Genomic DNA, 13,332 nt, shown 5'->3' on the forward strand with positions numbered 1-13,332 from the left:
GGTTTGTTCGCATTTTGCAGGGCTGTTTGCAAATTGACGCTGTTTTTTTGGCATTGTCAGTTCAGGTCTTATGCCAGCAGCGAATAAGGGCGCGACGGGGTCGCGCCCGTAGGGTTTAGCGCAAGGCGAGTAGCGCCTGGCCGCGCGCCACCGCTGCTCTTACCTGATTCGGTGCGGTGCCGCCGATATGGTTGCGAGCATTGACCGAGCCTTCCAGGGTGAGCACGGCAAACACGTCCTGTTCGATCTGTTCGCTGAACTGGCGCAGTTCTTCCAGGCTCATCTCGGCCAGATCCTTGCCGGACTCGACGCCGTATTTCACCGCATGACCGACGATTTCGTGACAGTCACGGAACGGCAGGCCCTTGCGCACTAGGTAGTCGGCCAGATCGGTTGCGGTGGAGAAGCCGCGCAGCGCCGCTTCACGCATGATCGCGTGCTTGGGCTTGATCGCCGGGATCATGTCGGCAAAGGCGCGCAGCGAGTCGCGCAGGGTGTCGGCGGCGTCGAACAGCGGTTCTTTGTCTTCCTGGTTGTCCTTGTTGTAGGCCAGCGGCTGGCCTTTCATCAGGGTCAGCAGGCCCATCAGGGCGCCGAATACCCGGCCGGTCTTACCGCGCACCAGCTCGGGTACGTCGGGGTTTTTCTTCTGCGGCATGATCGAGCTGCCGGTGCAGAAACGGTCCGGCAGATCAATAAACTGGAACTGCGCGCTGGTCCACAGCACCAACTCTTCGGAGAAACGCGACAGGTGCATCATGGCAATCGAGGCGGCGGCGCAGAATTCGATGGCGAAATCGCGATCCGAGACGCCATCCAGCGAGTTACCGCCAACGGCGTCGAAACCGAGCAACTGAGCAGTGACTTCGCGCTGAATCGGGTAAGTGGTGCCGGCCAGCGCCGCCGAGCCCAGGGGCATGCGATTGGTGCGCTTGCGGCAATCGACCAGGCGCTCGTAGTCGCGGCTGAGCATTTCGAACCAGGCCAGCAGGTGGTGGCCGAAGGTCACTGGCTGCGCAGTTTGCAGGTGGGTAAAGCCGGGCATGATGGTTTCCGCCTCACGCTCGGCCTGCTCCAGCAAACCCTGCTGCAGGCGGGTGATCTCGGCCAGGATCAGGTCGATTTCGTCGCGCAGCCACAGGCGGATATCGGTAGCCACCTGGTCGTTGCGGCTACGCCCGGTGTGCAGCTTCTTGCCGGTGACGCCGATGCGGTCGGTCAGGCGCGCTTCGATGTTCATGTGCACGTCTTCCAGATCGACGCGCCAGTCGAACTGGCCGGCTTCGATCTCGCTCTGAATCTGCGTCAGACCGTCGACGATGGCATCGCGCTCGGCATCATTCAGTACGCCGACCTTGGCCAGCATGGTGGCGTGGGCGATGGAACCCATGATGTCGTGGCGATACAGGCGTTTGTCGAATTCGACGGAGGCGGTAAAGCGGGCAACAAAGGCATCGACTGGCTCGCTGAAGCGGCCGCCCCAGGATTGGTTGGTTTTTTCAGTGCTCATGGGCTTCGCTCGGCTGGTGCGCTAAAACGGGCTGGCCGCGCTGGGGCGGCCGGCAAGACGGGAAAGTGCGCCGATAATAACAGGCTGGCCGGCAAATTCGCCGCGTCGCTTTGTCGGTGGGCGCAGCTAGGCTGCACTAGGGCAATGTTGCGCCGTTCACAGTTTTACCGCGGCGGACGCATTTCGGTGCTTTATTTTGCCCGGTCGCAGCTGTCTATCTTGCTGCTGGGGCGGGTCACGCGGAAACTGCGGCGATGAAAATAAAAAGCGCTTCATCAGAAAAACAACCACCACTGGTCGATGATTTCTTCGTGCCCGAGCTTTGCCAACCAGAAGCCCTGCTGAGCATGGTGCTGCTGGCTGAGTTGCTCGTGCTGGTGCTGGTGTTGTCCGAGCCGATGCTGCCGGGCTTCGATTGGGTGCGCCTGGCGCTGACGTCGCTGTTTGTGCAGTGGATCGTGCTGCTCTCGGCTGCCGTGCTGTGCCGCCTGCGCCCGTTGATGGCGCGCATGCCGGCAGCCACAGCCGGCGCCTTGTGCTGCGCGATTGTGGTCACCCTGAGTCTGATCTGTACTGCCGTGGCGGACTACTACGAGCTGGGCGGGCCGCTGCCGCGTACTGGCGAGGTCAATCTGTACCTGCGCCATGCCTTGATCAGCCTGATCATGTCGGCGTTGCTGCTGCGTTATTTCTACCTGCAGAGCCAGTGGCGTAAGCAGGAGCAGGCCGAGCTGCGCGCGCGCATCGAATCGTTGCAGGCGCGCATTCGCCCGCACTTTCTGTTCAACAGCCTGAACAGCATTGCCAGCCTGGTGGTGGTCGACCCCTACAAGGCCGAGCAGGCGGTGCTGGATTTGTCCGACCTGTTTCGCGCCAGCCTAGCCAAGCCCGGTAGTCTAGTGCCCTGGCGCGAAGAGCTGGAGCTGGCGCAACGATATTTATCGATTGAGCGCTATCGGCTCGGCGAGCGTCTACAGTTGCAGTGGGAGATTGTTGATGTGCCGGACGATCTGCCCATTCCACAACTGACGTTGCAGCCTTTACTGGAAAACGCCTTGATCTACGGCATTCAGCCGCGCATTGAGGGCGGTCTGGTACGGGTCGAAGCAAGTTATCACGATGGGGTATTCCAGCTGTGCGTGAGCAATCCATACGAACAACTAGGCGAGGAGCCGCCGTCGCGCGGTACCCATCAGGCGCTGACCAATATCGATGCGCGGCTGGTGGCACTTTTCGGGCCGCGGGCCAGTCTCAGCGTAGAGCGCCGTGACGGACGCCACTTCACTTGTCTACGCTATCCTTGTGCGAGACCCAAGCAGGAAGCCCGTGCATTATGAATGTCCTGATTGTCGATGATGAACCCCTGGCCCGAGAGCGCCTAAGCCGCATGGTGGGCGAACTCGATGGCTATCGCGTGCTTGAACCCGCAGCCAGCAACGGCGAGGAGGCCCTGAGCCTGATCGACAGCCTGAGGCCGGATGTGGTGTTGCTGGATATCCGCATGCCGGGCCTGGATGGCTTGCAGGTGGCAGCAAGGCTATGTGAGCGCGAGGCGCCGCCAGCCGTGATTTTCTGCACCGCTCATGATGAATTTGCCTTGGAAGCCTTTCAGGTCAGCGCCGTTGGCTATCTGGTCAAACCGGTGCGCGCAGAAAGCCTCAGTGAGGCGCTGAAGAAAGCCGAGCGGCCCAACCGCGTGCAACTCGCCGCCCTGACCCGTCCTGCAGTAGACAGCGGTGGCGGCCCGCGCAGCCACATCAGTGCACGCACCCGCAAAGGCATCGAGCTGATTCCGCTGGATCAGGTGATCTACTTTATTGCCGACCATAAATACGTAACCCTGCGTCATGCGGGCGGTGAAGTGCTGCTGGATGAGCCGCTGAAAGCCTTGGAAGACGAATTTGGTGATCGCTTTGTGCGCATTCACCGCAATGCGCTGGTGGCACGTGAGCGCATTGAACGTCTGCAACGCACGCCGCTTGGGCATTTCCAGCTGTTCCTCAAGGGTATGAACGAGGAAGCGCTGATTGTCAGCCGCCGGCATGTGGCCGGGGTGCGCAAGCTGATGCACAACCTTTAGCGTTCTGGCTGGATCTGCTGCGCGTCGGCGATCCTGCGTTGGAAACAGGCTCGGAATGCTCATTTACAACAGTAAACTCCGTTTCCTCGCCTGTTTCCGCCTTGTCTCACTCTAGCTCGCCAGATCCGATACTGGTTGCTAAGGAGCTTTAGCAGCTAGGGTCGCAGGCCTGATCTGGGCCAGCCTGTTATCATCCTCGGCAGTTCGTTTTCTGGAATTGCCCATGTCTCGCGAAATTCGCATTGCCACCCGTAAAAGTGCCCTGGCCCTATGGCAGGCCGAACACGTCAAAGCCCGCTTGGAGCAGGCCCACCCTGGCCTCAAGGTCAGCCTGGTGCCCATGGTTAGCCGTGGCGACAAGCTGCTCGACGCGCCGCTGGCGAAAATCGGCGGCAAGGGCCTATTCGTCAAAGAGCTGGAAACCGCGATGCTTGAGAACCAGGCCGACATCGCCGTGCATTCGATGAAGGATGTGCCGATGGACTTCCCCGAAGGCCTGGGCCTTTACTGCATCTGCGAGCGGGAAGATCCGCGCGATGCCTTCGTGTCCAACACCTATGCCAGCCTCGATGCCTTGCCCGCAGGCAGCGTGGTCGGCACGTCCAGTCTTCGCCGTCAGGCCCAGCTGCTGGCGCGCCGTCCGGATCTGAAAATCCAGTTTCTGCGTGGCAACGTCAACACCCGTCTGGCCAAGCTGGATGCCGGCGAGTACGACGCCATTATCCTGGCCGCAGCCGGCCTGATTCGCCTGGGGTTCGAAGCGCGCATCCGTTCCTCGATCAGCGCTGAAGACAGCTTGCCAGCGGGTGGTCAAGGCGCCGTGGGTATCGAGTGCCGTACTGCCGACAGCGAGATCCATGCCCTGCTGGCGCCTCTGCATCACCGTGACACCGCACTGCGGGTGACCGCCGAGCGCGCACTTAACAAGCATCTGAACGGCGGCTGCCAAGTGCCAATCGCCTGCTACGCGGTGCTCGAGGGCGAGCAGCTGTGGCTGCGCGGCCTGGTCGGTCAGCCGGATGGTGGCTTGCTGTTGCGGGCGGAAAACCGTGCTCCGCTAGCGCAAGCCGAACAGCTGGGTGTGCAGGTCGCTGAAGCCCTGTTGGCCCAGGGTGCTGCGGCCATTCTGCAAGCTGTTTACGGCGAGGCCGCTGCCGAGTGACGGGCTGGCGTGTGCTGCTGACGCGACCGGCCCAGGAGTCGGCCGCGCTGGCGGCAACCTTGGCCGAGCAGGGCATCTACAGCAGCAGCTTGCCGTTGTTGGCCATTGAGGCGCTGAGCGAGAGTGCCGAGCAGCGCGCCACGCTTGCCGATCTGCAGCGCTATAGCGCGGTGATCGTGGTGAGCAAGCCGGCGGCGCGGCTGGCGCTTGATCTGTTGGATCGCTACCAAACGCCAGTGTCTGCCGAGCAGCCCTGGTTCAGCGTCGGTGCAGCCACTGCGCAAATTCTCCGCGAGCATGGCTTGCAGGTGCACTATCCAGAGCAGGCCGATGACAGCGAGGCGCTGCTCGCCCTGCCGCAACTGCAGCAGGCGTTGACGGCGGCTGCCAGCCCACGGGTGTTGATCCTGCGTGGCGAGGGTGGCCGAGAGTTACTGGCCGAGCGCTTGCGCGGCCAAGGCGTGCAGGTGGACTATCTGCCACTGTATCGCCGGGTGCTGCCGGATTACCCGCCGGCTGCGCTCGCCGAACGCATTCAGGCTGAACGCCTGAACGCGCTGGTGGTCAGCAGTGGGCAGGGCTTTGTGCATTTGCGCGAGCTTGCCGCTGAAGCTTGGGCTGAGCTGGCCCAGCTGCCCTTGTTTGTACCCAGCCCGCGAGTGGCCGAAATGGCCCGTGCGGCAGGTGCACAATTTGTTGTGGACTGCCGCGGCGCGAGTGCCGCGGCGTTGCTGGCAGCCTTGCAGGCGCAACCTGCCCCGATCTCTGACGCAAAGGATGGATACGTGAGCGAAGCAACTACTCCGAAAGAGCAAGCCCCGCAGGATCACAATGTGAACCAACAGCCGTCCGAGCCTGTGCAGGCTGCGGCGAAACCCGTTACACCCGCAGCGGTTGCGGGCAAACCCGCTTCGCGTGGCAACGGCCTGGCACTGCTGGCTTTACTGGTTGCGGCGGCCGGTGCCGGTGCAGGCGGTTGGGGGCTTTGGCAGTTGCAGGCGCTGGACGCTCGCGAGCAACAACAGCAAGGCCAGTTGCAGGACGCGCGCAGTGAAGCGCAAAGCCTGGCGCAAACGAGTAAGCAATTAGAGGCTCGCCTCGATCAGCTGCCCAGTGTCGAGGAGCTGGAAACCCGTCGCCGCCTGCTGGCGCAGCTGCAGGGCGATCAGCAGCTGCTCAACCAGCGCCTGGAAACCGTGCTGGGTGCCAGCCGACAGGATTGGCGCCTGGCCGAGGCCGAGCATCTGCTGCGCCTGGCCAGCCTGCGCCTGTCCGCGTTGCAGGACATCAACAGCGCTACCGCGCTGGTGCAGGCTGCCGATGAAATCCTCCACGAACAGGATGATCCCGCCGCATTTGCTGCCCGCGAGCAATTAGCCAAGAGCCTGCAAGCGCTACGCTCGACCGCCAACCCAGATCGTACCGGGCTGTTTCTGCAACTGGGCGCTCTGCGCGATCAGGTGGCACAACTCAATGCCCTGGCCCCGAGTTTCAGCGGTGAGGGCGGTGTGCTCAGCGAGCTGGCTGACGAAGGTGTCATGGAGCCGCAATGGTGGCAGCGCGGCCTGCAAACCTTGTCGGAATACTTCCGTATCGATTTCAACGCCGACCGCAATATCCGCCCTGTGCTCGACGGGCAGAGCCTGACCCAGGTGCGTCTGGCTCTCAGTCTGGCGCTGGAGCAGGCGCAGTGGGGCGCACTGCACGGTCAGACGGCGGTGTACCAGCAAGCCCTGCAGCAGGCGCGTGAGGTGCTGGACGCGCACTTCGATGTGGACAACCCCAACAGCCGCGCTCTGCGTGCGCGCATTGATGAATTAGCCGAGCGCCCGATTGCAGTGACGCCGCCGGACCTCAGCCAGACGCTGAATGCCGTGCAAGCCTATCTCCAGGCCAAGCAGGCCGCGCGCACTCAGCAGCAGGTCGAAGCTGAGCCCGCCGCTGCAGCCACCGATGATGTCGAGGCGCAACTGCAGGAGGCGCTGCAATGAAGCGCTTCTATTGGTTGCTGCTGATCCTGGCGCTGGTTGCCGGCGTCGCCAGCTTGGTGTTGTTCGGTTTGCCGCTGGCTGAGCACAAGGGCTATGTGCTGATTGCTTTCCAGGGCTTTCGATATGAGTCCAGCCTGTGGGCATTTGTCGCTCTGGTGCTGGCGCTCTGGCTGCTGGTTTATCTGCTGCGATTGAGCGTGAGGTTGCTGGTGACATCTGGGGGCCTGCTCAACCCGTGGTCACGCTTGCACAAACGTCGTCGCGTGCGGCTGGCGTCTGAGCAGGGCTTTCTCGATCTTGCCGAAGGTCGCTGGGCACGTGCTTTGCGTCATCTTAAACAGGCGGCCAACGACTCGCCGCAACCATTGAGCTACTACCTCGGCGCCGCGCAGGCCGCGCATCAGCTGGGGCATCACAGTGACAGCGATGACTTGTTGGAGCAGGCGCTCAATCGCCAGCCGCAGGCTGAGCTGGCGATTGCGCTGCAGCACGCCGAATTACAGCTGGCGCGCGGTCAGGCGGCGGATGCGCTGGACACCCTGCAGGCCATGCGCTCGCGCCATCCGCACCATCACCTAGTCTTGCGTCAGCTGCAGCAGCTGTATCTGCAGGCGGGCGATTGGTCAGCGTTGCTCGGCCTGCTGCCAGAGTTGCGCAAGGAAAAAGCCCTGGGCAATGCCGAGTTGAGCGAGCTTGAGCGTCAGGCCTGGCGTGGCCGCTTGTTGCAAACTGCGCAGACGGCTGATGGCGAGGCGCTTGCCGCACTGCTGGCGTTGCAGCACGCATGGCAGGCCATGCCAACCGCACAGCATCAGGAGCCCGAACTGCTGGCGATTTACGCCGAGCAACTGCGTTTGTTAGGTGCGGAAGCTGAGGCTGAAGCGCTGCTGCGCCCTTACTTGAAACAGCACTACGACACCGCTCTGGTGCGCCTGTACGGCTTGCTGCGAGGCAGCGACTTGGGCAAGCAGCTGCAAGCCGCCGAAGCTTGGCTGAAGCAACACCCGCAGGATGCCGGGTTGTTGCTGACGTTGGGGCGGTTGTGCCTGCACAGTCAATTATGGGGCAAGGCCAAGGATTATCTGGAAACCAGTCTGGCCTTTCAGCGTCACCCGGAAACATGTGCCGAGCTGGCTCGTTTATTGGCGCAACTGGGTGAGCTGGAGCGCAGCAACAGCCTGTATCAGGAAGGCCTGCGCTTGCTCGACGCACGTTTGTGCACGCCGGCCTTGTCCGTTGAAAACTGAATAACTGTTGCCCGAGGTGCTTATGCGAACGTTGTTGATGGGTTGTCTGATGGCGCTGTTGCTAGGGTGCGCCGGCCCGCAGGTGAGTGATTACGCCAATGAGCAGCCGCGCCTGGAGCTGAGCGATTACTTCAAGGGTGATATGCAGGCCTGGGGGATGTTCCAGAACCGCTCCGGCGAAGTGGTCAAACGCTTCCATGTAGCCATGACCGGTACCTGGGAGGGCGATGTAGGCGTGCTGGATGAGCGCTTTACCTACAGCGATGGCAGCACCGAGCGGCGCGTCTGGACCCTTAAAAAACAGGCTGACGGCAGCTGGCGCGGCACGGCAGACGATGTGGTTGGCGAGGCTATCGGTGAGGTGGCCGGCAACGCCCTGCACTGGCGTTACAAACTGCGGCTGAAGGTCGATGATTCAACCTATGTGGTTGATTTTGATGACTGGATGTTCCTGATGGATGGTCAGGTGATGCTCAACCGCGCACGGATGTCGAAGTGGGGGATCGATCTGGGTCAGGTCACCCTGAGTTTTTACAAACCCGCAGTGGCGGGTAAAGCCGAATAGTCGCCGGTTAAACGCTTGTATGAAATTTTCTCCGGCGCTACCTTGAAGGCCCAGGCCGGCGGGAATAATCTGGCTCACAGATACCGCCGGAAAGTTGCCGTTTCACGGCTGTCTTCCCAGACCTTGCACGGACTGACAAAAAACTGTCTCGATGCGGGCGTACAACACTAATAGCAATAGGGAAGTAGAGGTCATCATGCTCGAGAGTTGTCAGAACGCCCAGGAACGTTGGGGTGGAGTTCACCTGCTGATCGACCGCTGGCTGCAAGAGCGCAAGGAATTGGTGAGTGCCTACGCGGCCATCAACAGTTCGCCGCAAGCTCCGAGCGCCAACGCAGAGCCGCTGCAGCACTTCTGCGAAATCCTGGTTGACTATGTGTCCGCTGGCCATTTCGAGGTGTACGAACAGTTGACCAGCGAAGCCAAGGCCTTTGGTGACCAGCGTGGCCTCGATTTGGCCAAGCAGATTTACCCGCGCATTGAGGTCATCACCGAAGTGGCGCTGGCGTTCAACGACCGCTGTGACAATGGCGATTGCCATGACTCGGTCTCGCTGATCGATGAGCTGAAACGCTTGGGGCAGTTGTTGCACGAGCGGTTTGAGCTAGAGGACTGCTTGATTGAAGTCCTGCACAACGCCCATCAGGAACAGGCCGCGCCTGCTCTCTGATACGCCGACGCGTTACTCCTTGGTGTCGAGCAATTCCAGCTCGAACACCAGGGGCGAGTAGGGTGGAATCAAATCCCCCGCACCTTCTTCGCCATACGCCTGCGCCGATGGAATCACCAAACGCCATTGTGCGCCGACTGGCATCTGCTGCAGCGCACTGCGCCATCCGGCGATCACGCTGTCCAAGCGAAACCACTGCGCAGTCTGACTTTCATCAAACTGGCTGCCATCCGCCAAGAAGCCGATATAGCGCACCTGAATACGATCCTTGGGGCCTGGTTTGCGGCCGTTGCCGGCGCGCAGCTCCTGCATCAATACGCCATCCTGCAGTACGCGTACACCGGCCTTGGCTTTCTCCATGGCGAGAAAGCGCTGCTCGGCCGTCTTGGCTTTTTCAACGCGTTCAGGCGCGTTAGCCAGTTGCGCTTCATGCTCGGCCAGCAGGCTTTCGATGCGTTTGGCATCCACTGCCAGCGGCTCATTGCGGTAAGCCTGGCGCAGGCCATCGAGCAGCGCTTGCAGTTCCAGATCGGGTACTTCGTCGCGCAGTCGCTCGCCGAGTTTTACCCCCAAGCTGTAAGCCAGGTCGTGGGCGTGCTCGTCTGCTTGAGACAAGGGTGCGAGCAGGCAGAGCAATAACAGGGCAAAACGTGGCATGGGGGTTCTCCGGCGAAGATGCGCCGATTATGCCAGCCAGGTGCGGCGAGGTGGCAAGGCGGACAAAAGGAGGTCTAGTATGACGCCATCTTCATCCGCCAGGAGGCGTGTCATGTCGGCAACAAAGAATGCAAAGAAGAAATCAGTGAGTACCCCGCTGCACCTGCTGCAGCAACTTTCCAGCAGCCTGCTTGAGCATCTTGAAGATGCCTGCACGCGTGCCTTGGTTGATGCCGAGAAGCTGCTCGCCAAGTTGGAAAAGCAACGCGGCAAGGCCCAGGAAAAACTGCATAAAGCCCGCAGTAAAATGCAGGATTCAGCGGTAGCCGGCAAAGCCAAGGCGCAGGCCAAAGGTAAAGAAGCCGTGGCTGAGCTGGAGCAATTGCTCGATACCCTGAAAGACCGCCAAAGTGAAACCCGTACTTACATCGCCAGCCTTAAGCGCGACGCACAGGAAAGCCTGAAACTCGCCCAGGGCGTTGGTAAAGTTAAAGAAGCCGTAGGCAAAGCGCTCGATAGCCGTTCCGCTAAGGCCGCAGTGGTCAAACCGGCTGCCAAGCCAGCTGCAACTAAAGCCCCGGCCAAGCCCGCTGCCAGCAAGCCAGCGGCTAAACCTGCCACTAAAGCTGCTGCGCCAGCCGTCAAGGCCCCGGCTAAAGCGCCCGCCAAACCGGCTGCCAAAGCACCGGCCAAGGCTGTCAGCAAGGCTCCCGTCGCGGCTAAGCCTGTAGCCAAGGCATCCGCCAAACCTGCGGCGAAAAAACCAGCAGCCGGCGCGGCCAAGCCTGAAGCGAGCAAGCCGGTGGCACAGCCTGCCAAGGCTGCTGCTAAACCTGCGGTGAAAAAGGCTCCGGCGGCTAAACCTGCCAGCAAGCCTGCTGCAAAACCTGCAGCCAAGCCGGTTGTGAAAAAAGCTGCCGCCAAGCCCGCTGCTGTCAAACCAGTGGTTGCCGAAGCGCCTGCTGCACCTGCCGGCAGCAATGGCAGCACTCCGCCCAGCGCTGTTTAAGCGCTGAGGTGTGCCGCCGCGATGCGCAGCGTTTGCAGCGCATCGCGGTTGCCCGGCGGGGGAGTCAGTCTTTCCAGCCAATTCAGCGGCGCGTTCGCCGCGTGGCTTGACCAGTCCTGAGTACAGGCTGCCAAGCGTTCCAACTGCTCGCGCTCTGCGGTCAGCTCCAGCTGTTTGATCTGTTCACGTAATTGCGCCAGGGCATGATTGCTCTGCGCTTGCTCGCGCCAGCTCTGGCGCAATTGGCGCAGCGGCACTACTACCTGCTGTTGCCAGGGTTGCGCGATATTGCGTAACGCATCGCTGCGCTCGTTGGTGCAGATAATCTGCCGGCGTTCCAGCCAGGCTGCGCAAAGCAGCAGGCACACGTCCGCCCCTTGCGTTTGCAACAGCAGGCACGCGGCCTCGACGCCAGGGCGTTGATACAGTGCTTCGGCGAATCGCCACAGGTCAGTAGGCATGGTGCTTTCCGGGTTTCTCTAAAGGGACTCTGGTAGACTCCGCCGCCATTATGATCCGACTCCAGAACCTGACTTTACAGCGTGGCCCTCAGCGTCTGCTAGAAGACGCTGAGATGACCCTGCACCCCGGCCACAAAGCCGGCCTGATCGGCGCCAACGGCGCCGGCAAATCCAGCCTGTTTGCCCTGTTCCGTGGCGAGCTGAGTGCGGACGCGGGCGATTGCCTGATCCCCGCCGATTGGCGTGTGGCGCATATGCGCCAGGAGATCGACGCGGTCGAGCGCCAGGCGGTGGATTATGTGCTCGATGGCGACCTGCAACTGCGCAAGGTGCAGGCCGAACTGGCTGTGGCCGAAGCGGCGCATGACGGTGCCGCCGTGGCGCGGTTGCACACCGAGCTGGACACCCTTGACGGCTACAGCGCCGATGCCCGTGCGCGCAAGTTGCTCGCCGGCTTGGGCTTTGACAGTGCGCAGATGGATCGCCGCGTCGGCGACTTCTCCGGTGGCTGGCGCATGCGCCTGAACCTGGCGCAGGCGTTGATGTGCCCGTCTGATTTGCTGTTGCTCGATGAGCCGACCAACCACCTCGATCTCGATGCAATCCTCTGGCTGGAAAGCTGGCTGAAAGGTTACCCCGGTACCTTGCTGCTGATCTCCCATGACCGCGATTTCCTGGATGCCGTAGTGGACCACGTTGCCCACCTCGATCAGCAGAAACTGACCCTGTATCGCGGAGGCTATTCGGCCTTCGAGCGCACCCGTGCCGAGCGCCTGGCGCAGCAGCAACAGGCGTACGAGAAGCAGCAGGCGCAGCGCGCGCACATGGAAAAGTACATCGCCCGCTTCAAGGCCCAGGCCACCAAGGCGCGCCAGGCGCAGAGCCGGATCAAAGCGCTGGAACGCATGGAAGAGCTGTCGGCCGCGCATGTTGATTCGCCCTTCGACTTCAGTTTCCGCGAGGCCGACAAGATCTCCAGCCCGCTGCTCAGTCTGAGCGAAGGCCGTCTGGGTTACGGCGACAAGGTGGTGTTGGAGAAGGTCAAACTGAACCTGTCTCCCGGCGCGCGCTTGGGCCTGCTCGGACCGAACGGGGCGGGTAAGTCGACCCTGATCAAAAACCTGTCGAACGAACTGCAGCCCATCAGTGGCCATCTGCAGCGCGGTGAGAACCTGGTGGTCGGCTACTTCGCCCAGCATCAGCTCGATGCCCTGGATGACAAGGCCAGCCCATTGCTGCACTTCCAGCGCCTGGCCCCGACCGAGCGTGAGCAGACCCTGCGCGACTTCCTCGGTGGTTTCGACTTCCGCGGCCCGCGTTGCGACGAGCCGGTGCTGAATTTCTCCGGCGGTGAGAAAGCCCGCCTGGCCCTGGCGCTGATTGCCTGGGGCAAACCCAACCTGCTGCTGCTCGATGAACCGACCAACCACCTCGACCTGGAAATGCGCCTGGCGCTGACCATGGCGCTGCAGGAGTTTTCCGGCGCAGTGGTGGTGGTGTCGCACGATCGCCATCTGCTGAAAAGCACCACTGACGAGTTCCTGCTGGTCGCCGATGGTCAGGTGCAGCCGTTTGATGGTGACCTGGAAGACTACGCCCGCTGGCTGGTGGATTACCGCACGCGGCAGGCGCCGACCAGCAGTGGTGAAAGCAACCCGGATAAAGCCGACAAGCGTGTGCAGCGCCAGGCCGCAGCGGCTTTGCGTCAGCAATTGGCGCCGCATAAGCGCGAAGCCGACAAGCTGGAGAAAGAACTGGGCCAGTTGCACGAGAAGCTCGCAGCCGTCGAAGCGCGTTTGGGCGACAGCGGCATCTACGAGGCCGCGCGCAAGGACGAGCTGCGTGACGCCCTGGCCGAACAGGCCAAGCTGAAAAGTCGCGAAGCCGATCTTGAAGAACGCTGGATGCTCGCGCTGGAAACCCTCGAAGCTCTGCAAGCCGAGCTGGAGGCCGCCAGTTGAGCATCACCCTGCCGACGCT

Annotated in this window: 12 protein-coding genes and 1 pseudogene; 10 read left to right on the plus strand and 3 right to left on the minus strand. The window is 61.8% G+C overall.

All coding sequences use genetic code 11. The features are described 5' to 3' along the window. Positions 1 to 115: 115 nt before the first annotated feature. Positions 116 to 1,510 (minus strand): argininosuccinate lyase, encoded by a 1,395-nt coding sequence (gene argH, locus CUR33_RS01195; protein ID WP_167146317.1) that lies wholly within the window; start codon positions 1,508 to 1,510, stop codon positions 116 to 118. Between the two features lie 254 nt (positions 1,511 to 1,764). Here argH and CUR33_RS01200 point away from each other — a divergent pair, with 254 nt between their 5' ends. The 8 genes and pseudogenes from CUR33_RS01200 to rsd all read left to right on the plus strand — a co-directional run bounded on the left by CUR33_RS01200 (position 1,765) and on the right by rsd (position 9,225). Beyond that, positions 1,765 to 2,847, plus strand: coding sequence for a sensor histidine kinase (locus tag CUR33_RS01200; protein ID WP_170049858.1), 1,083 nt, complete (start codon positions 1,765 to 1,767; stop codon positions 2,845 to 2,847). Continuing rightward, positions 2,844 to 3,590, plus strand: coding sequence for a LytR/AlgR family response regulator transcription factor (locus CUR33_RS01205; RefSeq protein ID WP_090254627.1), 747 nt, complete (start codon positions 2,844 to 2,846; stop codon positions 3,588 to 3,590). The genes CUR33_RS01200 and CUR33_RS01205 overlap by 4 nt, the downstream gene beginning before the upstream one ends. A 223-nt stretch (positions 3,591 to 3,813) precedes the next feature. Beyond that, entirely contained in the window at positions 3,814 to 4,752 is a 939-nt protein-coding gene (gene hemC / locus CUR33_RS01210) for a hydroxymethylbilane synthase (protein WP_090254630.1), read from the plus strand. Positions 4,753 to 4,763: 11 nt separating this feature from the next. Then, a pseudogene (locus CUR33_RS01215) lies at positions 4,764 to 5,504 on the plus strand (uroporphyrinogen-III synthase); the annotation flags it as partial. 33 nt (positions 5,505 to 5,537) lie between these two features. Next, on the plus strand, positions 5,538 to 6,743 hold the full coding sequence (locus CUR33_RS01220) for a uroporphyrinogen-III C-methyltransferase (RefSeq protein ID WP_289238630.1): 1,206 nt from the start codon (positions 5,538 to 5,540) through the stop codon (positions 6,741 to 6,743). Continuing rightward, a complete protein-coding gene (locus tag CUR33_RS01225; RefSeq protein WP_289238448.1) occupies positions 6,740 to 7,990 on the plus strand; it encodes a heme biosynthesis HemY N-terminal domain-containing protein in 1,251 nt (416 codons plus the stop codon). The genes CUR33_RS01220 and CUR33_RS01225 overlap by 4 nt, the downstream gene beginning before the upstream one ends. 22 nt (positions 7,991 to 8,012) lie before the next feature. Then, the gene (locus CUR33_RS01230; protein ID WP_289238449.1) at positions 8,013 to 8,555 is read left to right on the plus strand and encodes a DUF3833 domain-containing protein; all 543 of its coding nucleotides are present in this window, start codon (positions 8,013 to 8,015) and stop codon (positions 8,553 to 8,555) included. A gap of 196 nt (positions 8,556 to 8,751) precedes the next feature. Then, on the plus strand, positions 8,752 to 9,225 hold the full coding sequence (gene rsd, locus CUR33_RS01235; protein ID WP_282874335.1) for a sigma D regulator: 474 nt from the start codon (positions 8,752 to 8,754) through the stop codon (positions 9,223 to 9,225). Between the two features lie 12 nt (positions 9,226 to 9,237). Here the strand turns inward: rsd and CUR33_RS01240 are convergent, their stop codons facing one another. Further along, positions 9,238 to 9,882 carry an FKBP-type peptidyl-prolyl cis-trans isomerase gene (locus CUR33_RS01240; protein WP_170049861.1) on the minus strand — a complete coding sequence of 215 codons (645 nt, stop codon included), beginning with the start codon at positions 9,880 to 9,882 and terminating at the stop codon, positions 9,238 to 9,240. Positions 9,883 to 9,994: 112 nt separating this feature from the next. Between CUR33_RS01240 and CUR33_RS01245 the strand changes: the two genes are divergently transcribed. Then, complete coding sequence (locus tag CUR33_RS01245; RefSeq protein WP_289238450.1) at positions 9,995 to 10,891, plus strand: AlgP family protein; 897 nt, start codon at positions 9,995 to 9,997, stop codon at positions 10,889 to 10,891. Here CUR33_RS01245 and CUR33_RS01250 read toward each other — a convergent pair. After that, on the minus strand, positions 10,888 to 11,352 hold the full coding sequence (locus CUR33_RS01250; protein ID WP_289238451.1) for a TIGR02444 family protein: 465 nt from the start codon (positions 11,350 to 11,352) through the stop codon (positions 10,888 to 10,890). The two genes, CUR33_RS01245 and CUR33_RS01250, sit on opposite strands and share 4 nt — an antisense overlap. A 50-nt stretch (positions 11,353 to 11,402) precedes the next feature. On the opposite strand from CUR33_RS01250, the gene CUR33_RS01255 reads away from it, so the two are divergent. Next, positions 11,403 to 13,313 (plus strand): ATP-binding cassette domain-containing protein, encoded by a 1,911-nt coding sequence (locus tag CUR33_RS01255; RefSeq protein ID WP_160086703.1) that lies wholly within the window; start codon positions 11,403 to 11,405, stop codon positions 13,311 to 13,313. Positions 13,314 to 13,332 lie beyond the last annotated feature (19 nt).

The sequence above is a fragment of the Pseudomonas sp. FEMGT703P genome (assembly GCF_002786345.1).
GTDB lineage: Bacteria > Pseudomonadota > Gammaproteobacteria > Pseudomonadales > Pseudomonadaceae > Aquipseudomonas > Aquipseudomonas peli.

Excerpts from the sequence above, each read along its gene's own strand:
- CUR33_RS01255 (WP_160086703.1), top strand. The coding sequence starts at position 11,403 with ATGATCCGACTCCAGAACCTGACTTTACAGCGTGGCCCTCAGCGTCTG.
- rsd (WP_282874335.1), top strand. The coding sequence starts at position 8,752 with ATGCTCGAGAGTTGTCAGAACGCCCAGGAACGTTGGGGTGGAGTTCAC.
- CUR33_RS01230 (WP_289238449.1), top strand. The coding sequence starts at position 8,013 with ATGCGAACGTTGTTGATGGGTTGTCTGATGGCGCTGTTGCTAGGGTGC.
- CUR33_RS01245 (WP_289238450.1), top strand. The coding sequence starts at position 9,995 with ATGTCGGCAACAAAGAATGCAAAGAAGAAATCAGTGAGTACCCCGCTG.
- CUR33_RS01240 (WP_170049861.1), bottom strand. The coding sequence starts at position 9,882 with ATGCCACGTTTTGCCCTGTTATTGCTCTGCCTGCTCGCACCCTTGTCT.
- CUR33_RS01250 (WP_289238451.1), bottom strand. The coding sequence starts at position 11,352 with ATGCCTACTGACCTGTGGCGATTCGCCGAAGCACTGTATCAACGCCCT.
- CUR33_RS01205 (WP_090254627.1), top strand. The coding sequence starts at position 2,844 with ATGAATGTCCTGATTGTCGATGATGAACCCCTGGCCCGAGAGCGCCTA.
- hemC (WP_090254630.1), top strand. The coding sequence starts at position 3,814 with ATGTCTCGCGAAATTCGCATTGCCACCCGTAAAAGTGCCCTGGCCCTA.
- CUR33_RS01200 (WP_170049858.1), top strand. The coding sequence starts at position 1,765 with ATGAAAATAAAAAGCGCTTCATCAGAAAAACAACCACCACTGGTCGAT.
- argH (WP_167146317.1), bottom strand. The coding sequence starts at position 1,510 with ATGAGCACTGAAAAAACCAACCAATCCTGGGGCGGCCGCTTCAGCGAG.
- CUR33_RS01225 (WP_289238448.1), top strand. The coding sequence starts at position 6,740 with ATGAAGCGCTTCTATTGGTTGCTGCTGATCCTGGCGCTGGTTGCCGGC.